This window comes from Candidatus Planktophila sp. (assembly GCF_040402275.1).
In the GTDB taxonomy this organism is placed as follows: Bacteria; Actinomycetota; Actinomycetes; order Nanopelagicales; family Nanopelagicaceae; genus Planktophila.
Genome location: NZ_JBBAMW010000001.1, coordinates 83,661 through 106,627, shown reverse-complemented (window position 1 = coordinate 106,627; position 22,967 = coordinate 83,661). Strand labels below are relative to the sequence as shown.

Below are 22,967 nucleotides of genomic sequence, written 5' to 3'. Positions count from 1 at the left end.
TAGAAGCAGCCGTTGTTACATTGACATGCAAAGAATTAAATAATGAAACAGATGAGTGGGCATTGCGTCTTCGTTACGCCTATGCCGACGCACTAGATGCTGCTGGCCGAAAAGATGAGGCCAGAGAGTGGTTTGCAAAGTGCGCTGAGCTCGATGAGGAAGAGTTCACCGACGCTGCAGAGCGTGCCGCAGAATAGTTTTCCACATCTAGTCAGTCTTGGCTTTGAAATGTCAGGCTGCCACTCAATGATCTGACCTCCACTTTATGTATTAATGGAGGATTCATGGTTAAGAAAGTCAGTACAAAGAAATTAGTTGAAGTCGAGGAGGATTACTCACTCAATGATGTTTTGTTGAGGGGCCGAGTTTCCCAAGAAGCTGTTGAAAAAGAACTTCCCAGTGGAGACAAAGTGGTTGAATTTCGCCTTATTGTTACCCGAGAGAAACAACCTGGGGTCGACACCTTGGATATCGGTTCTTGGAGTGCAAAGTCACGCCGAACAGCGTTATCCCTTGCCCCTGATGAATGGGTAGAGATTTCAGGCTCAATCCATCGTCGCTTCTGGAGTGGCCCGGGTGGGCTTGCAAGTCGTTGGCAGGTTGAAGCGGTGGAGATTTCACGAATTTAGGTAGGCTTATGGGATGGGCAAGAACAGCGATTTTCTCTCGACATTGAAATCTTTATCAAACAATGTCCAGCTCGGTAATAAGACTGCAACTGATGTTGCCGACTCAGTAAATGCCTGGCTTAAAGAGGGTGGTGAGGCGCTTAAAGTGAAGATCGAAGATGAGGTTGAGCGCTCGGTTTCTAAGATGGGCTTTGTAAAGCGCGGAGAGTTTGAAGCGCTCAAACAAGAGGTTGCTTCTTTGAAAAAGGGAACAGCAAAGAAGAGTGCAAAGAAAACGACTATTAAAAAAGCGGTTAAGAAGACAGCAAAGAAAGCTGCTAAAAAGAAAGTTGCCAAGTAAATGGAAAATACTAATCAGGTTAATGGCGAGTCACTAGTAGAAGAGCTTCGCTCGGAGCTGCAGGAAATCGATGCCATGGAAGTTGGCGATCATGCTGCTCGATTTGAAGCACTCCATCAACGTCTTAACCAAGCTTTGTCCTCTATTGACGGTCTTTAATATTTAGATGAAAACACGTTTGGATGCCGAACTAGTTCGACGAGAACTGGCGCGTTCGCGCGAGCAAGCGGCGGATTTCATTGAAAAACGTTCGGTACTTGTTAACGGTATTCCAGCTACAAAGCCTGCAACTCAGGTAGATGCTGAAACCTCCATTGTTCTTGCAGGAGATCGTGATGATTTTGTTTCTCGCGGTGGGCACAAATTAGATGGCGCACTCAGTGCTTTTACTGGAGTAGTTGTGGAAGGAAAGCGCTGTCTTGATGCAGGTGCATCCACAGGTGGCTTTACCGACGTGTTACTGCGTCGAAACGCGGGTCATGTTGTCGCAGTTGATGTTGGATACGGGCAGCTTGCGTGGGGACTTCGCCAAGATGAGCGAGTGACAGTTCTTGACCGTACAAACATTCGTCACCTAACGGGGGATATGGTTGGTGAGGCAATCGATCTCGTTGTCGCAGACCTCTCCTTTATTTCTCTTACATTGGTACTGCCGGCGTTAGCTGCCGTTTCTAAAGCCGAAGCTGATTTTGTTCTTATGGTGAAACCGCAGTTTGAGGTTGGACGCGAGAAATTAGGCGCCGGTGGAGTTGTTCGAGATCCTGCTTTGCGTAAGGCTTCTGTGATCGAAGTTGCTGAGTCTGCCTACGATGTTGGACTTGGTACTTTGGGCATCTCGGCCAGTTCACTGCCTGGCCCTGCCGGCAACGTTGAGTACTTTCTATGGTTGCGCAGAGGTGCACCTGAAATTGATCATGCGATGTTAGATGAGGCTATAGCGATTGGACCACAGTAATGCGCAACCTTTTAATCGTTTGTAATCCTTCTCGCAAAGATGCCGTTGCGGCAGCTGTTGAGTTACACCACAATCTTGCCTCAACCTTTGGAATCTATACGATTTCTGACGTTGAGATCCCAGGAATAATTAAGACCACAGTTGCAGATCTTCCACAGTTAGAAGTTGCTGTTGTTCTTGGCGGTGATGGAACGATGTTGAGGGCTGCAGAGGTCGCTCATGAACGTGATATTCCATTGCTTGGTGTGAACTTGGGTCATGTTGGCTTTTTGTCAGAGGTGGAACACTCCAAAATTTCCGATGTAATTAACGCACTCGTTAATAGATCATATGTCATTGATCCGCGAATTACCTTGGGATATACCGTTGAACGAAATGGCGCAGCGGTTGCAACTGGGTGGGCATTAAATGAAGTGACTGTCGAGCGCGAGAAAGCAACGATGGTTGAAATCTTTCTCGAGATTGATAACCGTCCAATTTCACGGTGGGGATGCGACGGCTTGATTTGCTCAACACCAACTGGTTCTACCGCATATGCTTTTTCTGCAGGCGGTCCAATCGTGTGGCCTGAAGTAGATGCCCTTGTCGTACTGCCAATTTCAGCACATGCTCTTTTTTCTCGCCCACTAGTAATTTCACCAACATCAAAGATCGCAGTCGGCATCGAATCCTCAGAAGCATTCTTGTCGGCAGATGCTTTACGCAAATTCGCTCTCAAAAAAGGTGATCGCGTCGTGGTTACAAAGAATCCACAAATCATCAAGTTGGCTCACTTGAAAAACACACTCTTTAGCGATCGCCTAGTGGCAAAATTCAAACTTCCCGTTGAAGGATGGCGTGGTGAGTGAACGCACTTTTCTTGAAGAGATAACCATTCGTTCGATCGGTGTTATTGATCAATCTACGCTAGAAATTTCAAGGGGTTTAACTGTTTTAACTGGTGAGACCGGTGCCGGTAAAACAATGATTTTAACTGCTTTAAACCTCATATTAGGTGGCAAAGCAGACAGTGCCTTGGTTCGCAAGGGCGCAGAAAGATTAGTTGCTAGCGGACGCTTCTCTATCCCAAAATCTTCCGAGCACTTATTTGAAGATGCTCTGGTCGAAGATGGCGAGTTGATTGTGACTCGTACAGTCGCTGCAGATGGCAAAAGCAAAGCAACGACGAATGGGGTTAGCGCAACAGCTAGCACGTTATCTTCCGTAGGTGAAAACCTGGTGGAAGTTCATGGGCAGGCCGCCAACCAAAACATTACAAAGAGTTCAAGACAACGAGAGCTAGTCGATCGATTTGGACAAGTAGACTTAAACGATTATCAAAAAGCGTTGCACGAATATCACGAACTGAAAGACCGCATCTCCTCCCTTAAAAAAAGCATTGCCCAAAAGGACAAAGAACTCTCTGAATTGCGAGAGTTCGCAAACGCATTCAAGAAGTTGAACCCATCAGTTTCCGAATTTGCAGAGATTGATGTCGAAATAGCTCGGCTCTCAAGTGTCGAAGAGTTTCGATTAGCAACAGCGCAGGCAACCGCTGCGATCGAGGATGAAGAGGCGGGATCCTTAACCTCTGTGGGCGTTGCACGACGTGCCCTTGAGGCGGCTAGAAGTAAAGACCCGCAATTAGAAGCGATTTATCAACAGTTAAGTGAGAGCTTTTTTCTATTAGATGATGCTCAAAGTGCCTTGAACTCCTATCAAAGTAAACTCGAGGCAGATCCTGTGCGATTGGATTTTCTGCATGCTCGAAAAGCAGACATCAACACATTGATCAAGAAGTTCGGTGGTTCAGGATCTCATGAACAAGAGCTTGCAGAGTTAGCAGTGCGTTTCAAGAACTCATCGGATGCAATTGCAGATCTTGAAGGTGGGGATCAACGACTTGCCGAACTTGAAACTCAATTAACAGCACATAAGAATGTTCTGCTGACTGCGGCCAAAAGTGTCAGTGATTTGCGCGCAAAGGCGGCTGAGAGGCTTTCGAAGTTAGTGACTGCCGAGATTCAACAGTTATCTATGCCTCATGCATCATTTGTTGCAAAGGTCGAAAGCGCCGATTATTTAGCGCCGAAAGAATCTGATTTTACCTCGCAGGGTTGCGATGAAATAGCGATGTTTATTCAAGGTCACAAGGATGCACCCTTGGTTGCATTAGCTAAAGGTGCATCAGGTGGTGAAATGTCTCGTGTGATGCTGGCGCTGGAAGTTGTGATTGCAACTACCCATCCGATCGGAACATATGTTTTTGATGAGGTTGATGCAGGTGTTGGAGGCAAAGCTGCAATTGAGGTGGGCAAACGCTTACATCAGTTAGCACAACATGCTCAAGTAATCGTTGTTACGCACTTGCCACAAGTTGCAGCATGGGCTGATAGTCATTTTGTAGTTACGAAAAATAATGATGGCACCGTAAGCCAAAGCGATGTCCGGAATGTGTCAGGGGAGGATCGCGTCGAAGAGATCGCCCGTATGTTGGCAGGCCTTGAGAACTCATCTAGCGCCCGTGAGCACGCCACGGAGCTACTTTCCCTGAAGGTGTAGTTGGCCTGCTGTTTTAAATGATAGGTTTGACTTCCATGGGCCAAGCACATGTGACTAAGCATTTATTCGTAACTGGCGGAGTCGCCTCAAGTTTAGGCAAAGGACTCACAGCCTCAAGTCTTGGTCGATTACTAGTAGCTCGCGGTATCCGCGTAACAATGCAAAAACTTGATCCCTACCTCAACGTTGATCCAGGCACCATGAATCCCTTCCAGCACGGTGAAGTTTTTGTGACAGACGATGGTTCTGAGACTGATCTAGATATCGGTCATTACGAAAGATTCTTGGATCGCAATCTTCATGGTTCAGCAAATGTGACTACAGGGCAAGTGTATTCGCGCGTAATAGCACGTGAGCGTCGTGGTGAGTATTTAGGTGAAACTGTTCAAGTGATTCCTCACATTACAAATGAGATCAAAGAACGCATTTTGGCAATGGCTGGACCAGATATTGATTTAGTAATTACAGAAGTTGGCGGAACAGTTGGAGATATTGAATCGCAACCATTCCTTGAAGCTATTCGTCAGATTCGCCAAAATGTTGGTCGAGACAATGTCTTTTATTTACACGTTTCATTGGTTCCATACATTGGTCCATCGGGTGAGTTAAAAACCAAGCCAACTCAACACTCCGTAGCAGCGCTTCGAAGTATCGGAATTCAACCCGATGCAATTGTTCTGCGGTCTGATCGCGCGATCCCAGAAGGAGTTAAAAAGAAGATCTCCTTGATGTGTGACGTCGATTTTGAAGCGGTGGTTGCAGCAGTTGATGCACCTTCGATCTATGACATTCCTAAGGTTTTACACAGTGAGGGTCTTGATTCCTACGTTGTAAAGCGCCTTGGATTTGATTGCCACGACGTTGTGTGGGGCGATTGGGATGTTCTCCTTGAGAAGGTCCATCATCCAAAGCACCACATCAAGGTTGGCTTAGTTGGAAAATACATTGATCTTCCAGATGCTTATTTATCGGTATCAGAGGCATTGCGCGCTGGTGGATTTGCCAATTTGGCAAAGATTGAAATTGTTTGGATCGCTAGCGATGAGTGCGAAACTGCAGAAGGTGCTAAAAAGCATCTACAAGGCGTGGATGCAATTTGTGTTCCAGGTGGCTTTGGTATTCGCGGCATTGAAGGAAAAGTGGGAGCGCTTAAGTACGCCCGCGAAAACAAGATTCCTACTTTGGGATTGTGTTTAGGATTGCAATGCATGGTGATTGAGGCAGCACGCAACTTAGCTGGAATCAAAGATGCAATTTCTGCGGAATTTTCGGATTCTGGAACACCTGTGATCGCAACAATGGATGATCAAAAAGATGTTATATCCGGTAAAGGCGACATGGGCGGAACAATGCGTCTTGGTCTCTATAAAGCAGATTTACTTGCTGGTTCAGTCGTTGCTGCAACCTATGGCTCAACTGAAGTTTCTGAGCGCCATCGTCATCGTTATGAAGTCAATAACAAGTATCGTAAGCAAATTTCGAGTGCTGGCCTTGTTTTCTCTGGAATGTTTAAGGAAAGAGACCTCGTGGAGTTTGTAGAACTTCCAAAAGAGGTGCATCCTTACTACGTAGGCACGCAAGCTCATCCTGAGCTGCGTTCACGTCCAACGCGACCACACCCATTATTTGTTGGTTTGATAGCAGCGGCGGTAGCAGCGAAAGGCTGATCATGATCGTCGGAGTTCCCAAGGAAATAAAGGTCCACGAATCACGAGTAGCAATTACTCCAGAAGGTGTTTCAGAGTTCGTTCACGCTGGCCATACCGTTTTAATCCAAGACAGCGCAGGCGTTGGATCAGCAATTACTAATGAAGATTTCATTCAAGCAGGAGCCACAATTGTCGCAACGGCAGATGATGTGTGGCAAAAGGCTGACTTAGTTCTCAAAGTTAAAGAGCCGATCGAAGCTGAGTATTTGAAGATGCGCAAGGGTCAAACGCTTTTTACATATCTACACCTAGCTGCATCTAAGGTCTGCACAGATGCACTAGTTACATCAGGAACGACAGCTATTGCATATGAAACAGTAGAAGTAAATGGAACGTTGCCTTTATTGGCACCCATGAGTGAAGTTGCTGGTCGCTTGGCCACACAAGTTGGTGCAACGGCGCTTCAAAAGCCACATGGTGGCCGCGGAGTACTTCTTGGTGGGGTTCCTGGTGTTGCACCTGGCCGTGTTGTTGTCATTGGCGGGGGAGTTGCAGGATTAAATGCTGCTGTTATCGCACTTGGTATGGGCGCAGATGTCACTGTCTTTGATCGCTCCATCAGCAGATTGCAGTACATCGACACTGTTTATGGTGGCCGAATTAAAACCCTCGTTGCATCAAAGCACGCAATCGAACGCGAAGTAAAACAAGCAGATCTAGTAATTGGCGCAGTACTGGTTCATGGCGCAAAGGCACCAAAGTTGGTAGCTAATTCATTAGTTGCACAGATGAAGAGCGGTTCAGTACTTGTAGATATCGCAATCGATCAGGGTGGATGCTTTGAAGACTCCAAACCAACGACACACGCGGAACCAACCTATACAGTCCACAACTCTGTCTTCTACTGTGTGGCAAATATGCCAGGTGCAGTCCCAGTTGCGTCAACGTATGCGTTAACAAATGCAACATTGCCATATGCACTTTCCCTCGCAAATCTTGGGTGGGAAGTGGCATGTGCAAAAGATCCGAACCTGGCAAAGGGTTTAAATGTGCATGAAGGTAAAATTTACTATTCAGCTGTAGCAGAAGCACACGGTTACCCAAGCGTTGAACTTTGATCTAGCCGCGGCATCCTTTCTCAATCATTTACAGATTGAGAGAGGTTTGGCTGCTAATTCAATAGCGGCCTATCGAAGAGATTTAATGAAGTTTGCGACCTTTCTCGGAAGTAAGCCATTATCTGAGGTTGATCCAGAAGCGATTAGTCAGTTTGAAACATCGTTGCGTGAAGCAAAATTATCGAATGCAAGTATTAGCCGAGTTGAATCGACCTTGCGTTCGTTTTTTAAGCATCTGCAACAAGAGTATGGATATGCAGACCCAACCTTGGAGATCTCGCCAAAGAAGTCAGCACGGCGTCTTCCAAAGGCATTAACGATTGCACAGATAGTCTCCATGATTGATGCAGCACTCCGAGAAGGTCAACCAATTACTGTGCGAGATCAAGCCATGTTAGAACTGCTCTATAGCTGTGGAGCGCGAGTGAGTGAGTTGATCGGTATTAACGTGAATGATTTGAGCACCGTTGAAACCGATGATGGGATTATTACTACTCTGAAATTGCGCGGGAAAGGTTCAAAAGAGCGAATTGTTCCCTTGGGGTCTTTTGCGTCAAAAGCGATTGAGAACTACATGGTGAGAGTCAGGCCGGATTTAGCCGCAAAGAGTGCAAAAGCAACTTCGGCATTATTTCTGAACTCACGTGGATCTAGAATTTCTAGACAATCTGCTTGGCAAATTGTTCTAGATGCAGCAGAAGCTGCTGGAGTTACTGAGCATGTATCACCACACGTGTTTAGGCACTCATATGCAACTCATCTTTTAGATGGCGGGGCGGATATTCGCGTTGTTCAAGAGCTCTTAGGACATGCATCAGTTACTACAACGCAGATATACACGCTTATTACTATCGATAAAGTGCGTGAGAGTTATTCAATGGCTCATCCTCGAGCCAAGTGAAATTGTTATAGACCGCGCAAACGACGAGCCAAAATGCTCTGATCACCCTTTGCTTCAAGATCAGCAATGATTACCGCGATTGATTCGCGAACGATGCGTCCACGATCAACTGCAAGACCTAAGTCTCCGCGAAGTTGCAGTCGAGCTTGATCAAGATCAAAAAGTTCATCTGGTGAGAGATAAACAGTAATTTTCTCATCATGGCGTTCGCGACCTGATGGGGAGCGATCAACAGTTGTTACGCGACGACGAGCAATTGTGCGCACACCTTTTTTAGATGATGGTGCTTTAGGTGTTGCAATCGCAGGTGCTACAAGGGGAGTGGCTACTTCTTGCACGGGTTGTGAAGGCACGGAAGAAAGTGCTGGCGCTGTAGAACGAAATAGTTCATCTGCACCTGGAAGGTTAGCTCTGCGTGTCATCGTGCGCCTCCTCTGGCGATAAGTTCTCGTGCTAAACGTCGGTATGAAGCTGCGCCACCTGAAGATGTTGCATAGGTTGTGATTGGCTCACCAACAACAGTTGTTTCAGGGAAGCGAATTGTTTTTGCGATAATGGTCTCAAATACATCTTCAGGGAATTGCTCGAGGATGCGCTCTAATACTTGACGATTGTGTGACGTCTTCTTGTCATACATGGTCGCAAGAATTCCAATGAGACGAAGATTTGGATTAAGGAAACTCTTTACCTTATCCAGGTTGCCCTTGAGCTCAATAAAACCATGCAAAGCGAAGTACTCACACTGCATCGGAACGATCACTTCATCGGAGGCAACTAGTGCGTTGATAGTTAGCTGTCCCATTGTTGGCTGGCAATCAATCAAAATAACATCGTAGTAATCGCGAAGCGGAGCAAGTGCGCGCTTTAGATACTGCTGACCGCCAATTTCTGCGCCAAGGGTTGTTTCAGCTGTTCCTAAGTCACGGTTTGCAGGTAAGAAATCCAAACCAGCAACTGATGATTTCAAGACGATGTCATCAACGTTGGCAGTAGGTGTCATTAATGCGTAATAAACAGTTTGTTCTAATGGAAGTGAGTGAGCGTTAACCCCAAGGCCTAAAGACAAACCACCTTGTGGATCAAAATCGACCAACAAAACACGGCGGCCTAGTTCAGCAAGGGCTGCACCTAAGTTGATTGTGCTCGTTGTCTTTCCAACTCCACCCTTTTGGTTGAAGATAGAAATAACCTTTGCGCTGCCATGCTCTGCCAAAGCGGCAGGAGTAGGAAAGTTTTGAGCAACCTTGCCGAGCAAGGTCGATGTAGTAGCTACATCCTCTGCAATTGTCGATTTAGCGTTCAATTGTCAAACCTCTTTCCTGATATACGCGGGAGCCTATGTGTTACACATAAAACTGGCAAGCGTGAAGTAAGGTGCCACAGTGAGTATTACAGGCGACATTTCAGTCGAGGCAGCAACCGATGTAAACGCTGCCTCAGGCGGCTTCTCGGTGCACCTGGCCAACTTTGACGGCCCCTTTGACCTTCTGCTTCAACTCATTTCCCGTCACAAGATGGATGTCACTGAGGTCTCTCTGAGCATTGTGACCGATGAGTTCATCTCATTTATCCGTGGTCTTGAGGCATCTGGAGAAGGCTGGGAGTTAGATCAAGCCACTGAATTCCTTGTTGTAGCCGCTACTTTGTTGGATTTGAAAGCTGCGCGATTGCTTCCATCTGGAGATGTCGAGGATGAAGAGGATTTAGCCCTTCTTGAAGCACGTGATCTTTTGTTCGCCAGACTTTTGCAGTACCGAGCATTCAAGGAGATCGCAGCAACCTTTAGCGAGCGCATTGCAACGGCAGATAAGTCATTTGCTCGAGTTGTCGCCCTGGATCCCGCCTTAGCCGCGCTTCTACCTGAAGTGCTGATCGGGGTAGGAGCCCAGCGCTTTGCCGCTATCGCTGAGCGTGTTTTGACGCCTAAGGTCACTCCTGTAGTGGCCATCCAGCACCTGCATATGGCCCTTGTGAGCGTGGCCGAGGAGTCAAAGATGGTGGTTGAGGCTCTGCGGCACTCAAAGACTCTTAGTTTCAGAAAGTTGATTTCAGATGCTGACAGCACTCAGGTCGTTGTGGCTCGCTTCTTGGCCTTGCTAGACCTCTACCGCCAAGGAGTACTGCGCTTTGACCAGGTCATAGCCATGGGCGAGCTACAGATTAGCTGGACCGGAAGCCTTGAGGGCGAGGTCGAGATAACCGATGAGTTTGATATACCTGTGGTTTTAGAGATGGAAGACTCGACAGAAAGTGGCGATAATGTCTAATGTAGAAGTTGAACGTTCGATTGAAGCGATCTTGATGGTGGTCGATGAGCCTGTCACGGAAGTGGTTTTGGCTCAGGTCTTAGAGCGTCCAGTTGAGGAGATCGAGGCCGCGTTGGCAGCCCTAGAGGGAAGTTATGAGGATCGCGGATTCTCACTTCGCAAAATCAATGGGGGATGGCGCTTCTACAGTCACGCAAATTACTCTGCCGTGGTTGAGAAGTTTGTTCTAGATGGCCAGCAGTCTCGCTTAACCCAAGCGGCCCTTGAAACGCTTTCAGTAATCGCATACCGCCAACCAGTTTCCAGAGCACGGGTCTCTGCAATCCGCGGTGTAAACGTTGAAGCGGTCATGAAGACCTTGGTCACCCGTGGCCTTGTCGAAGAGTCTGGTCTCGAGCATGAAACAGGGGCAATCCTGTACAAGACGACGAGCTATTTCCTAGAGCGACTTGGATTGAACTCACTTGATGATCTCCCAGCACTGGCGCCATACCTGCCAGATCTAGATGGCCTGGATGAGATCCTCGATTCGCTTACTGACTAACCTTTCCGCTACCCTTACCCCCTGACTGTCGGGAGGATAGCCATGGCCCAAATGAGGCTTAATAAGATAATCGCTGATGCCGGTATAACTAGCCGTCGCGGAGCTGATGAATTAATTGAGGATGGCCGAGTCGCCGTCAATGGAATCGTTGTTCGGGAGATGGGTAGCAAATTTGACCCAGAAACAGATCAAGTGATGGTTGATGGTGAGACAATTAAGCGTACTTTGACTAAGTCTTACCTTGCACTTCATAAACCTAAGGGTGTTTTGTCAACGATGTTTGACCCAGAAGGTCGTCCTTCTTTAGATGACTTTGTTGACCTGCGCAAGGAACGACTCTTCCATGTGGGCCGCCTAGATAAGGACTCAGAGGGCCTAATTTTGCTCACAAATGACGGGGATTTAACCTTCAGAGCTACCCACCCTTCCTTTGGACTTGAAAAGACCTACATCATTGAATTCGACGGAATACTGCCAACCGGGGTCGACAAGGTCCTTTTGAAGGGAGTCGAACTCGAAGATGGAATGGGACGAGTTTTGAGCTTCAAGCAGCTCTCCCCAAGGTGGATAGAAGTATCCATCCATGAGGGTCGCTATCACATCATCCGTCGTCTGATGGAGGCGGTTGGGGTGGATGTCTTGCGATTGATCCGAACCAAGTTTGGTCCGATCTCTTTAGGAGACACCCCAGAAGGTCGATGGCGAGACCTCAATGATGGAGAGTTGATGAATCTACGAAAGGCTTTAGATTTATAACCTTATAACCATAAACAGATAAACAGGGAAATAACAATTTGTCGTTATATAGATAATATTAGTACAGAATAGCAATTTATCGACATAAACAACGCTCAAGAACCACTCTAAGTAGCGATTTATCGATAATCTAGAAAAACAAGTCTGGCAGAGTTTGTACGTTGATCTGCAAGGCAAATAGTACAAAAAGGTTTAATGGTTTAATGGTTTTATTGACAAGCAAGTTTTTAAATTTACACTAAAAATGGCTAGGAAAGGTACCCTTATCTCATGGCATTACGTGCAATTCGTGGAGCAATCCAAGTTCCGGCCAACACCGCAGGCGATATCGCTTCAGGTGTTCAGGAGCTTATTGCTGCGATCCTAAAGGCCAATGAACTGACCCCACCGGAGGTCATCTCAGTCTTTTTCACTAGCACCATCGATTTAGATGCCGCTTTTCCTGCGGCTGCCTGCCGGGAGATGGGCTTTGGCAATGTTCCCCTTATTGGCTCTGTAGAGGTAGCTGTCCCAGGTGCTTTGGATAAGACGATCCGAGCCATGCTCCATGTAGAAACTACCCGTACGCCTGAGCAAATAACCCACGTTTACCTTCATGGAGCAGCCTCACTACGCAGAGATATAGCCCAATAATGCTGGGCAAGGTGCGCATAGTTGGCTCTGGATTAATTGGAACCTCTATCGGTTTAGGCCTGGTTCAGCGTGGAATCGCTGTCGAGATGGTCGATTCTGATCCTTTGGCACAGGCGCTAGCTAAGGACCTAACTGGTGGGGTAGTAGTCGCCGATCCCGAGCTAGTCATCCTCGCTTTGCCAACTTCAGGCCTGTCCCACGTCATACAGCGCGAAATTGAACTAAACCCACGGTCAACATTTATGGATGTAGGTAGCGTTAAAGGTGAAGTTGTACTTCAGGTTCAGACATTTTCAGGGTTATCTACGAGGTTTTTGCCAACTCATCCCATGGCAGGTCGGGAAATCGGCGGTGCAGGCTCTGCTAGGGCAGATCTATTCCAGGGACGCAGTTGGATACTTACGCCTGAAGGAGATTGCGCTCCGGAGTCGAAAAACCTGGTCCTCGAGTTGATCAGCACCCTCGGGGCAACGCCTATTGAACTCTCTGCCACCGATCATGACGCCGCTGTCGCGAAGATTTCCCATCTGCCCCAAATCGCTGCATCTTTGGTGGCTAAGCAACTGACGGGCACCCCAGCTGAATGGATGGAGCTGGCAGGACAGGGGTTGCGAGATACGACGCGCATTGCAGGTTCAGATGAAAAGCTTTGGAAAGAAATTATCTACAGCAATCGTGCTGAAATTTCTGAATTACTAATAAGTCTACAAAACGATCTAACACAGATGATTAAGTCATTAGATGATCCAGCCAAGATCGCAGATTTAATTGCTGCTGGTCGAGATGGCAAGGCAATGATTCCTGGAAAGCACGGCGGTAAAGCTCGTGAATACAGTTATTTGCCGATTGTTATCGATGACAAACCAGGACAACTTGGCGCAATTTTCAATGAATGCGCTGCAATGCAAGTAAACGTTGAAGATTTAAATATTGAACATTCACCTGGTCAGTTAAGTGCCTTGATTACTTTGTCACTATCAGCAGATGATGCCGATAAGTTATTTGCACACCTAACCTCGATCGGATGGAACGTTCATCCGGTTCGCAAATAGAAGTAGGCTCAGTACATGGGCATAATCGTAGCTATTGATGGCCCGAGTGGTGCAGGCAAATCAAGCACAGCAAAGGCAATTGCCGTACGTGCTGGCTGGAATTATTTAGATACTGGTGCGCTCTATCGCGCTGTTACCTGGCTTGCACTCGAACATAAATGTGAAGAAACTTTCTCAATCTTGCAAGCAATCAAAGATAATCCAATTAAATTTGATGCAGATCCACAATCACCAAATGTTTATGCAGGTGAGGTTCAAATTACTCATGCAATACGTGGAACATCGGTTACTGAGAATGTTTCTCGTATCAGTGCTATCCCAGAGATTCGTCACGAGTTAATGAAGTTGCAGCATTTCATTATTGATTCTGCAGAACGAGGAATTGTGGTCGAAGGCCGCGATATCGGGACTGTTGTCGCACCTGAAGCAGGATTGAAGATTTACTTAACTGCAGATCTAGATGCACGTGCCGTACGACGCGAAATCGAGACTGAGGACAAGAGCGTTGATGTAAAGACATCTCTGGATGCCCGCGACACTGTCGATTCAACTCGCACAGCCTCTCCGCTTACTATGGCCGCAGATGCCGTCGAAGTAGATTCCACATATTTGGACTTAGATGAAACTATCCAGCGGATCTGGGAGCTTTTAAGGAAGCGTAATTTATTGGGTTTGCCAATCGTTGCAATTTTGGGTCGCCCGAACGTTGGTAAATCAACGTTGATTAATCGTTTCCTTGGTCGTCGGGAAGCAATCGTTGAAGACACTCCAGGTGTTACTAGAGATCGTATTCAGTATGAATGCGAATGGGGCGGACGCCGTTTCATCATCATGGACACCGGTGGTTGGGAAGCAAAGCCGGATGGAATTTCTGTGCAAGTTAGTGCCGGCTCAGAGCTTGCAATGCAAGAGGCCGATGTTCTTGCTTTTGTAGTTGATGCACAAGTTGGTGCACTAGATGAAGATGATGCTCTGGTTGAGCATTTGCGCAAGGCAAAGAAGCCAACAATTTTGATTGGTAATAAAGTAGATGGAGAGCGCGAAGAGGCAGAAGCTCACGGGCTTTGGAGTCTTGGATTAGGTGAGCCTCGATTTGTTTCAGCGCTACATGGTCGTGGTAGTGGTGATTTGCTGGATCACATCGTTGCGGTATTGCCAGAAGTAGGTCGCGCGCAAAATCAAGATGGCTATCGCAAGGTTGCTTTGATCGGTCGTCCAAATGTTGGAAAGTCATCTTTGTTTAATGCAATCGCAGGAGAGTCACTGTCCATTGTGGATGACGTCGCAGGAACAACGAGAGATCCAGTTGACTCACTACTATCTTTTGGTGGATCGACGTGGAGATTTATTGATACCGCGGGATTGAAGAAGCGAGCTAACCAAGATTCTGGAACTGATTACTACGCATCACTTCGAACAGCTACGGCGCTTGAGCGTTGTGAAGTTGCAGTTGTTGTTTTAGATGCCTCAGAACCAATCACCGAACAAGACCTCCGTGTCATCACCATGGTTGAAGAAGCGGGTAAGGCGATGGTGATCGTGATGAACAAGTGGGATTTGGTAGATGATGATCGCCGTGACCAGTTGGACCGCGAGATTGACCGACATCTAGATCAGGTGGAATGGGCTCAACGCGTCAACATTGCAGCCAAGACTGGTTGGCACCGTGATCGTTTGGCACCGGCGCTTCGAACAGCACTTGATAGTTGGGAGCGACGAGTTCCTACAGCAAAACTCAACTCATTCTTGGGAGCACTCATTGGGGCTACGCCTCCTCCGGTTCGTGGTGGAAAGCAGCCAAAGGTTTACTACGCCACCCAGGCCGGCATTGCGCCCCCTAAGTTTGTGGTGTTTTCTAGTGGCTGGATTGAGGCTTCATACCGTCGCTTTATTGAGCGCCGTCTTCGTGAAGAGTTCAAATTCCCCGGCACCCCAGTTCAGGTGGCGGTTAGAGTCAAGGAGCGCGATAAGGAATGAGTAGTTCAGTGATCAGCGTTCCTAACGCTCTCACCTTTCTACGCTTTCTTGGCATCCCGCTTTTCATTTATCTCACCCTAGAGTTGGAAGCAGATGGTTGGGCAATTCTCGTCCTAGCCATCGGGGGAGCAACTGATTACTTTGATGGAAAAATAGCGAGGGCGTGGAATCAAACATCTCGCCTTGGAGAGTTAGCTGATCCTGCAATTGATCGACTCTATATTCTTGCGATCCTTGTAGTTTTTCTCATCCGGGACATCATTCCGACCTGGATGATCGTGATTATTGTCGGCCGTGACATTGTGCTGGGTCTGATCACCATCGTTATGAATCGCAAAGGCATCCCACCTTTCACAGTGAGCTATTTGGGCAAAGCCGCTACATTTAACTTGATGTATGCCTTCCCATTTATCTTGTTAGCCCAATCAGAGGGGGTAGCAGGAACGATTGCTTTTGTATTGGGGTGGTCTTTTGCCATCTGGGGGATTGCCCTCTACATTTCGACAGGTATTAGTTATGCGCGCCAAGGCATTTGGCAGATAAGAGGGAACCATGTCATCAATTCCTAATGAGTTGTCATATACCAAGGAACATGAATGGGTTTCATCTGTTGATCAAACCTTCACAATGGGTATTACAGATTATGCCCAGGCAGCTTTGGGTGACATTGTCTATGTGCAGCTTCCTAAAGTTGGCGAATCAGTCGTTGCTGGAAAAGTTTGTGGTGAAGTTGAGTCAACAAAAAGCGTTTCAGATATTTATGCACCGGTTACCGGAACTATCGTGGCGATAAATGAGGCCCTATCGAATTCGCCAGAAACAATCAACTCGGATCCATACGGTGGGGGTTGGCTCGCAAAAATTGAGGTAGCCGCAGCGCCTTCAGAGCTACTCACCGCAGCCCAATACGGCGAATTAACCGCTTGACCTTATTCCTCTAACTCTCTAGTGTCACCCTTAAGTACACGGTGAGGAGGTGGAGATGATGGCTGCAGAACAATCGCAGAATGAGTTAACTACCACCCTACATCGTGGAGTTCGTGAAGTTAGCAATTCCCCTGCTAACTACCTAGAGGAGCAGTTGGCGTTAATGTCGCCAGAAGATCGCGCAGTTCTAGCTGAGATTCAAAACTCTGATGGCCAGAAAGCGATGATCGTAATCGCCCGCGGTGCGCAAAAGGGTTCACGGTTCTTGATCACCGCAGAGGGAGTAAGTATTGGCCGTTCTGGCAGTAATGCCATCTTTTTAGATGACATAACTGTCTCTAGAACACACGCAACGATTGTTAAGAGCGGCAAAGATTTTGTACTCAAGGATGCAGGTTCACTTAACGGTACCTACATCAACAATGCATCGGTTACGGAGCACTCACTTGTTTCAGGTGATGAGTTCCAAATCGGCAAGTTCCATTTACTTTTTATCGGCTCAAACAAATAAACATTTAGACACAAAGAAACTAGGGGAGTAGTCATGGCCGTACCAGCACGCGCGTACTTGAGCATCGGTGAAGTTCTTAACCGCTTGCGAGGAGATTTTGCTGACATCACGATTTCGAAGATTCGTTTTCTAGAATCTGAAGGATTGATTGAGCCGCAACGTACGCCATCTGGTTACCGCAAGTTTACAAGCTCTGACCTCGAGCGTTTGCGCTATGTGCTCTTGGCACAGCGCGATCAGTATTTGCCATTGAAGGTAATCAAGGACAACCTCGATGCAATCGATCGTGGTTTACAACCATCTGCAGCCGGCGGAGTTCCTCGTCCAAATATTGGATTGGCAACTATTGATGGCGAGATGGCACCGAGCGCGTTTGGTGAAGTTAGTGAGATGCGCCTATCTCGTGAAGAGCTCTTGAAAAACAGCGGACTTGCAGAGGCTCATCTAGTAGAACTCGAAGGATATGGTCTAATCGCACCTCGTGGTCGCCACTACGACGGAGACGCACTTGCGATTGCAAAGGCTGTTACAGAAATGGGAGGTTTTGGAATTGAAGCTCGCCACCTGCGTTCATTTAAATCTGCAGCAGATCGCGAGATCGGATTAATCGAACAGGTCATAACTCCACTGACTCGTCAGAAGAGCGCCGAATCAAAGGCACGGGCAGAAGAAGTTCAGAAGGAGATTGCATCTCTTTCAATCCGCCTGCACGCAGCACTTGTGCGTGGCGGCCTTAATCGCCTTCGCTAACAGATCGCGCAATTGATGTTAATTCCTATGGAGGTTATCGGCGTTCGCGTCGAGATGCCCTCAAACCAGCCAATCGTTTTGCTCAAAGAGATTGATGGCTCTAGGTTTTTACCCATTTGGGTTGGAGCAGTGGAGGCAACAGCGATCGCATTTGCACAGCAAGGCGTTAAACCACCTCGCCCCTTGACGCACGATTTAATGAATAACTTGGTGAACCTATTGGATGCGACTTTGACTGCGGTACACCTGACTGAAATTAAAGAGGGCATTTTCTATGCCACGATGCTTCTTCGAGACTCCAGTGGGGGACAGTTAACGATTTCGGCCAGACCATCAGATGCGATCGCCTTGGCGGTTCGAAGCCATAGCAACATTCTTGCCACTCAAGAACTACTGGATGAGATCGGAATTGAGATCCCACAGGGAGATGGCGAGAACCAAGAGGTGGAGAAGTTCCGTGAATTCCTGGATCAGATCAACCCTGAAGACTTCGTGGGCTAGGCTCAACCCTCAACCTAAAGTAGAGGTTTGGGTCGTGTCGTTCCTAGGCAAGTGGGCGGTGCGGGTTTACATTTATCCCACTCCCCAAGAGAAATGAGCTATTCCCCGTGAGCCCAGAAGAGCTAGAGATCGGCTATAGAGGCGCTACTGCATGTTCTGCGGCGGGAATTACATATCGCCAATTAGATTATTGGGCTCGCACAGGATTAGTTGAACCAGGTATTAGAACTGCAAGTGGCTCTGGAACTCAACGCCTGTATGGCTTTCGTGACATCTTGGTACTAAAGATTGTTAAGCGTTTGTTGGATGCCGGTGTTTCTCTGCAAAATATTCGCACAGCTGTTGATCATTTGCGCAGCAGGGGAGTCACCGATCTTGAAAGAATTACTTTGATGAGCGATGGCGCATCTATTTACGAGTGCTCCAGTCCAGATGAAATTATCGACCTTTTGCAGGGTGGACAAGGTGTCTTTGGAATTGCCGTAGGCAAGGTCTGGCACGAGGTTGAGGGCTCTCTATCTGTACTTCAGGGTGAAATCAATGGACAGCTCGTAGGTGGCCAAGATAACGATGAACTCTCGCTGCGTAGAAAGAGCAAAGGCGCTTAATCTCCCTTATTCTTCATCCCTGCCCTTGCACTTATAGGCGAGAGGCTTTGAACAGGATGAGGATTAGCGATGAGTAGTTATGATGCATTTCAGCACCGACATATTGGTCCATCGGATGATCAAGCATCAACCATGCTCATCGAACTTGGGTATTCATCGCTAGCTGATTTTATTGCAGATGTTGTTCCTGCAAATATTGCTATGTCTGTAAAATTAGAGAAGCATTTGCCATCACCGCTTAATGAAGTTGACACAATATCTGCGCTGAGAACGATGGCACACAAGAACTCAGTATTCACATCACTCATTGGTACAGGTTATTACGGAACAATTACTCCACCAGTTGTCTTGCGAAATGTTTTAGAAAATCCTGCCTGGTATACCGCATATACGCCCTATCAACCAGAAATTTCACAGGGTCGTCTTGAGGCACTGTTTGCCTTCCAAACCACTGTATGTGATTTGACGGCTCTTCCAATAGCTAATGCTTCAATGCTCGATGAATCAACTGCTGCTGCAGAGGCAATGACTCTGGCCCGCCGCGTTTACAAGGGAAGCGATGATGCTGTGTTCCTATTGGATTCTAATTTGCATCCACAGACAATCGCTGTCGTAGCAACACGTGCCAAGCCATTAGGAATTACAATTGAAATTGCTGATCTCGCTTCGCCCAATCCAACAACTTCAGAAGTGTTTGGTGCGATAGTGCAATACCCAAATACCCGTGGTGAAATACAGGATTTTACTGAACTTGCATCATGGATTCATTCAAAGAATGCATTGCTAATTGCAGCCGTAGATCTTCTATCTCTGACGGTTTTGAAAGCACCAGGGGAGTGGGGCGCTGATATCGCTGTTGGTTCCGCGCAGCGCTTTGGTGTACCAATGGGATTTGGTGGACCGCATGCTGGCTTCATGTCAGTCCGTGCTGGGTTAGAGCGATCATTACCTGGGCGTTTAGTCGGGCAGAGTGTTGATTCACATGGAAACCCAGCTTTTCGTTTAGCTTTGCAAACGCGAGAACAACATATTCGCAGAGATAAGGCAACAAGCAATATTTGTACGGCTCAAGTTTTGCTGGCTGTCATGAGTGCCTTCTATGCAATGTGGCATGGGCCTATCGGGCTAAAAACCATCGCTCTTCGAATCAATGCGCAGACAAATGCACTAGTTAATTCATTAAATGCGGCAGGACACACAGTTGTAAACAAAAATTTCTTTGACACCATAGTTGTACAAGTAAAGGATGCTGCAGTTATTCATGCTGCGGCTTCTGAAAAGAAAATTAACCTACGAATCATCGATGCAACCCACGTTGGGCTGTCGTTAGATGAATCAACTAATGACTCTCTTTTAGCAGATTTGGTTCAGATTTTTACCAGTGGGGTGGTGGTCGTAGGAGATCACAATCTGCCTGCTAATTTAGTCAGAACTTCTTCTTACTTGCGCCATCCGATTTTTAATACACATCGTTCAGAGACATCTATGTTGCGATACTTGCGTACATTGTCTGATCGCGACCTAGCCCTTGATCGCTCAATGATTCCATTGGGCAGTTGCACCATGAAGTTGAATTCAACAACTGAAATGGAAGCGGTTACTTGGCCTGAGTTTGCCTCATTGCACCCATTCTCACCGGTTGCCCAAAGTGCCGGAACCCGTCAACTAATTCAGGAGTTGTCTGATTGGTTAGTTGAGATCACCGGATATGACGCGGTTTCACTGCAACCTAATGCGGGCAGTCAAGGCGAGTTTGCTGGTCTACTAGCGATTCGAAATTATCATGATTCACGTGGTGATCAAGTTCGCACCATCTGCTTAATTCCAGAAAGTGCTCACGGTACCAATGCTGCGAGTGCCGTTATGGCTGGGATGAAAGTCGTTGTAATCAAATGTGATGAATCTGGAAACGTCAGTGTTGCTGATGTAAAAGACAAGATCGCCGAACACGCTGGATTGTTAGCTGCGATCATGGTTACATATCCATCAACTCACGGTGTATTTGAATCGGCCATCAGTGAAATTTGTGGACTCGTTCATAATGCTGGGGGACAGGTGTATGTGGATGGAGCTAACTTGAACGCTCTGGTTGGTTTGTCGCAACCCGGAAAATTTGGTGCTGATGTTTCACATTTGAATCTTCACAAGACTTTTTGTATTCCGCATGGTGGAGGCGGACCGGGAGTGGGCCCTGTAATCGCTAAAGCGCATTTAGCCCCGTTTTTGCCAAACCACCCAATGGATGCAACGGCGGGACCTGCAACCGGTCCAGGACCGATTAGCGGAGCCCCATTTGGCTCTGCTGGTATTTTGCCCATATCTTGGGCTTACATTCGAATGATGGGTGGGGCCGGATTAACTCAGGCAACATCGATTGCGATTTTGTCGGCTAATTACATGGCGGCAAAGTTGAATCCTTTCTTCCCAGTTCTTTATACAGGGGAGAAGGGCCGTGTTGCACACGAATGCATCTTGGATCTCCGCGAGATCACGCGTATCAGTGGAGTGGGTGTTGATGATGTCGCAAAGCGCCTAATGGATTACGGCTTCCATGCCCCAACCATGAGTTTTCCCGTTGCCGGCACGCTGATGATTGAGCCGACTGAAAGTGAAGATATTGCTGAGATCGATCGCTTTATTGCGGCGATGATCGCTATCCATGGTGAGATTCAAGCGGTTATCGAAGGAAAGATTTCGGTAGAGGAGTCCCCACTACGACATGCGCCGCACACCTTGGAATCTGTTATTTCCGGTGAATGGGAGCGCTCATACCCTCGAGAGCTAGGCGCACTTCCTGCCGCCCGTGATGGGCTTGTACAAGGCGAAATCATGGGCAGAAAAGGAAAGTACTGGCCAACATCTGGCCGTATCGATGGAGCGTACGGGGATCGAAACCTCGTCTGCGCTTGCCCACCAATCTCTGAATTCGCTTAAGTTTACATAATGTTACTTATCGGCGTATTACATATGCTCGGCGAGCTACCACCAGCAACCAAGTAAGCGTGAAAGCCCCCGCCCAATCCCCATAACGATCTCGCGGTGATCCCTGTTCAATCAGTCCCACATCAGCAAATACATGGTCAGCTGTTCCCATAGATGTTTGCTTCTCTATTTTTCCATTGAAATCAATAATGGCTGAAATTCCTGTTGTCGAGACTGAAACAACATTTTTAGAATGTTCTATTGCTCGTATCCTAGTTATCGACAATTGCTGGGCACTTTCTGCAGATGTTCCAAAGGTTGCGCTGTTTGTTTGAACAACCAAAAGATTAGAAGATTTAGCTGCGTTGGCAAGAATCTTATCGTCAATTAATTCAAAGCAGATAACTGGCGCGATTCGTGCCTTACCTATTGTAAAGATTTTTTGTTGATTTCCAGGTGAAAAGTCATCAACTTGGTTAACCAAAGGCGAGATTTTCTCAGCTAAAGAACGCAATGGGATGTATTCGCCAAATGGTGTCAGATGTTGTTTCACATAAATCTCCTGTGATTTCTCACCCCAGAGTATTGAGGTGTTCAAAAGTTTGTCGCCTTTTTCAACTATCGCACCGATAATCAACGGTTTATCGAATGACTCTAATTCCTCGTAAACATCCTTATTCGTATATGGATCTACATCAACCGCATTTTCTGGCCAAACAATGAAGTCGACTTCGTTGCTCTCAGCTAATGCAATCTTTGTTTGCTCTACATGATTGTTGAAAACTTGTTTTGCTCTTGAGTTAAAATCCATTCCCAATTCTGGAACATTGCCTTGAACCATTAGAATAGATGTTTGATTGACAGTTGCAATGTTGTTTGGAATTAATAGAGCAAGTAGTGGAATAAGAAAAAGAACATTAAATCTTTTGTACAATAGGAAATAAACAAATCCAGCTAAGAGCACAGTCATCGCTGAAAGTGATATGGCTCCCCCGCGAGATGCTATTGCCGCATAGGGTGAATCGGCCTGAGAGTATGCAACTCTGGCCCAACCAAAACCTCCAAAAGGAAATCGGTTTCGTAGCTCTTCAAGTAGCACAAAGATAAGTGGATAGGTCGCTATCCCCCATCGCCCAATTAGGGCTAGTGGAAGATAGAAAAGAGACAGCCCTAGGGACAAAATGATCCACGGAGTTGAACCAACGTAGGTACTCGTCCAATGAAGCAAGACCGCGTTAAAAGTGAAAGCAAAGACGAATGCAGATAACAGCCTGTGTTCTGTTCTTTCGATCGCATAGATATGAACAAGGATGGCGATGGGCGCCAACCACCACTTCCCTATCGGTTCAAAGGCCCCGCTAAGCAGCACACCTGCGAGGGCAGAGA

The 22,967-nt window shown here is 47.1% G+C and carries 25 protein-coding genes and 1 pseudogene; 23 read left to right on the top strand and 3 right to left on the bottom strand.

Annotation, left to right across the window (positions count from 1 at the left end):
• From AC9UEY_RS00580 to AC9UEY_RS00535, 10 genes and pseudogenes are all read left to right on the top strand, one after another.
• A pseudogene (locus AC9UEY_RS00580) lies at positions 1-197 on the top strand (hypothetical protein); the annotation flags it as partial.
• A gap of 87 nt (positions 198-284) precedes the next feature.
• A complete protein-coding gene (locus AC9UEY_RS00575; protein WP_509536343.1) occupies positions 285-629 on the top strand; it encodes a single-stranded DNA-binding protein in 345 nt (114 codons plus the stop codon).
• Positions 630-642: 13 nt separating this feature from the next.
• Positions 643-969 (top strand): hypothetical protein, encoded by a 327-nt coding sequence (locus AC9UEY_RS00570; protein WP_509536341.1) that lies wholly within the window; start codon positions 643-645, stop codon positions 967-969.
• Positions 970-1,128: a hypothetical protein gene (locus AC9UEY_RS00565; protein WP_509536339.1), complete on the top strand. Its 159-nt coding sequence runs from the start codon at positions 970-972 to the stop codon at positions 1,126-1,128.
• Positions 1,129-1,135: 7 nt separating this feature from the next.
• Positions 1,136-1,924 (top strand): TlyA family RNA methyltransferase, encoded by a 789-nt coding sequence (locus tag AC9UEY_RS00560; protein ID WP_509536337.1) that lies wholly within the window; start codon positions 1,136-1,138, stop codon positions 1,922-1,924.
• Positions 1,924-2,772, top strand: a complete 849-nt coding sequence (locus tag AC9UEY_RS00555) for an NAD kinase (RefSeq protein WP_509536335.1) — start codon at positions 1,924-1,926, stop codon at positions 2,770-2,772. Before AC9UEY_RS00560 ends, AC9UEY_RS00555 begins: the two co-directional genes overlap by 1 nt.
• On the top strand, positions 2,765-4,465 hold the full coding sequence (gene recN / locus AC9UEY_RS00550) for a DNA repair protein RecN (RefSeq protein ID WP_509536333.1): 1,701 nt from the start codon (positions 2,765-2,767) through the stop codon (positions 4,463-4,465). The genes AC9UEY_RS00555 and recN overlap by 8 nt, the downstream gene beginning before the upstream one ends.
• Before the next feature lie 35 nt (positions 4,466-4,500).
• Positions 4,501-6,132, top strand: a complete 1,632-nt coding sequence (pyrG, locus tag AC9UEY_RS00545; protein ID WP_509536331.1) for a CTP synthase — start codon at positions 4,501-4,503, stop codon at positions 6,130-6,132.
• A gap of 2 nt (positions 6,133-6,134) precedes the next feature.
• Positions 6,135-7,232 (top strand): alanine dehydrogenase, encoded by a 1,098-nt coding sequence (ald, locus tag AC9UEY_RS00540; RefSeq protein WP_509536329.1) that lies wholly within the window; start codon positions 6,135-6,137, stop codon positions 7,230-7,232.
• Complete coding sequence (locus tag AC9UEY_RS00535; protein ID WP_509536327.1) at positions 7,222-8,133, top strand: site-specific tyrosine recombinase; 912 nt, start codon at positions 7,222-7,224, stop codon at positions 8,131-8,133. Before ald ends, AC9UEY_RS00535 begins: the two co-directional genes overlap by 11 nt.
• Positions 8,134-8,138: 5 nt before the next feature.
• Here the strand turns inward: AC9UEY_RS00535 and AC9UEY_RS00530 are convergent, their stop codons facing one another.
• Positions 8,139-8,555, bottom strand: coding sequence for a hypothetical protein (locus tag AC9UEY_RS00530; RefSeq protein WP_509536325.1), 417 nt, complete (start codon positions 8,553-8,555; stop codon positions 8,139-8,141).
• Positions 8,552-9,436 (bottom strand): ParA family protein, encoded by an 885-nt coding sequence (locus AC9UEY_RS00525; RefSeq protein ID WP_509536323.1) that lies wholly within the window; start codon positions 9,434-9,436, stop codon positions 8,552-8,554. Before AC9UEY_RS00525 ends, AC9UEY_RS00530 begins: the two co-directional genes overlap by 4 nt.
• Before the next feature lie 79 nt (positions 9,437-9,515).
• Here AC9UEY_RS00525 and AC9UEY_RS00520 point away from each other — a divergent pair, with 79 nt between their 5' ends.
• From AC9UEY_RS00520 to gcvP, 13 genes are all read left to right on the top strand, one after another.
• Positions 9,516-10,400, top strand: a complete 885-nt coding sequence (locus AC9UEY_RS00520) for a segregation and condensation protein A (RefSeq protein WP_509536321.1) — start codon at positions 9,516-9,518, stop codon at positions 10,398-10,400.
• The gene (gene scpB, locus AC9UEY_RS00515) at positions 10,393-10,944 is read left to right on the top strand and encodes an SMC-Scp complex subunit ScpB (protein WP_509536319.1); all 552 of its coding nucleotides are present in this window, start codon (positions 10,393-10,395) and stop codon (positions 10,942-10,944) included. The genes AC9UEY_RS00520 and scpB overlap by 8 nt, the downstream gene beginning before the upstream one ends.
• Before the next feature lie 51 nt (positions 10,945-10,995).
• Positions 10,996-11,700 (top strand): pseudouridine synthase, encoded by a 705-nt coding sequence (locus AC9UEY_RS00510; RefSeq protein ID WP_509536318.1) that lies wholly within the window; start codon positions 10,996-10,998, stop codon positions 11,698-11,700.
• Between the two features lie 270 nt (positions 11,701-11,970).
• Entirely contained in the window at positions 11,971-12,333 is a 363-nt protein-coding gene (gene aroH / locus AC9UEY_RS00505; RefSeq protein WP_509536316.1) for a chorismate mutase, read from the top strand.
• Positions 12,333-13,385, top strand: coding sequence for a prephenate dehydrogenase (locus tag AC9UEY_RS00500; protein WP_509536314.1), 1,053 nt, complete (start codon positions 12,333-12,335; stop codon positions 13,383-13,385). Before aroH ends, AC9UEY_RS00500 begins: the two co-directional genes overlap by 1 nt.
• Positions 13,386-13,400: 15 nt before the next feature.
• On the top strand, positions 13,401-15,362 hold the full coding sequence (gene der, locus AC9UEY_RS00495; protein WP_509536312.1) for a ribosome biogenesis GTPase Der: 1,962 nt from the start codon (positions 13,401-13,403) through the stop codon (positions 15,360-15,362).
• Positions 15,359-15,931 carry a CDP-alcohol phosphatidyltransferase family protein gene (locus AC9UEY_RS00490; protein WP_509536310.1) on the top strand — a complete coding sequence of 191 codons (573 nt, stop codon included), beginning with the start codon at positions 15,359-15,361 and terminating at the stop codon, positions 15,929-15,931. The genes der and AC9UEY_RS00490 overlap by 4 nt, the downstream gene beginning before the upstream one ends.
• Positions 15,915-16,289 carry a glycine cleavage system protein GcvH gene (gcvH, locus tag AC9UEY_RS00485; protein WP_509536308.1) on the top strand — a complete coding sequence of 125 codons (375 nt, stop codon included), beginning with the start codon at positions 15,915-15,917 and terminating at the stop codon, positions 16,287-16,289. Before AC9UEY_RS00490 ends, gcvH begins: the two co-directional genes overlap by 17 nt.
• A 163-nt stretch (positions 16,290-16,452) precedes the next feature.
• Positions 16,453-16,800: an FHA domain-containing protein gene (locus AC9UEY_RS00480; RefSeq protein WP_509536306.1), complete on the top strand. Its 348-nt coding sequence runs from the start codon at positions 16,453-16,455 to the stop codon at positions 16,798-16,800.
• A gap of 33 nt (positions 16,801-16,833) precedes the next feature.
• Positions 16,834-17,550 (top strand): transcriptional regulator FtsR, encoded by a 717-nt coding sequence (gene ftsR / locus AC9UEY_RS00475; RefSeq protein WP_509536304.1) that lies wholly within the window; start codon positions 16,834-16,836, stop codon positions 17,548-17,550.
• Positions 17,551-17,577: 27 nt separating this feature from the next.
• On the top strand, positions 17,578-18,051 hold the full coding sequence (locus tag AC9UEY_RS00470; RefSeq protein WP_509536302.1) for a bifunctional nuclease family protein: 474 nt from the start codon (positions 17,578-17,580) through the stop codon (positions 18,049-18,051).
• A 107-nt stretch (positions 18,052-18,158) separates the two neighbouring features.
• Positions 18,159-18,659 (top strand): MerR family transcriptional regulator, encoded by a 501-nt coding sequence (locus AC9UEY_RS00465; RefSeq protein ID WP_509536300.1) that lies wholly within the window; start codon positions 18,159-18,161, stop codon positions 18,657-18,659.
• Between the two features lie 69 nt (positions 18,660-18,728).
• Positions 18,729-21,593, top strand: coding sequence for an aminomethyl-transferring glycine dehydrogenase (gcvP, locus tag AC9UEY_RS00460; protein ID WP_509536298.1), 2,865 nt, complete (start codon positions 18,729-18,731; stop codon positions 21,591-21,593).
• Between the two features lie 16 nt (positions 21,594-21,609).
• On the opposite strand, the gene lnt is transcribed toward gcvP, so the two are convergent.
• Complete coding sequence (gene lnt, locus AC9UEY_RS00455; protein WP_509536296.1) at positions 21,610-22,950, bottom strand: apolipoprotein N-acyltransferase; 1,341 nt, start codon at positions 22,948-22,950, stop codon at positions 21,610-21,612.
• Between the last annotated feature and the right edge of the window lie 17 nt (positions 22,951-22,967).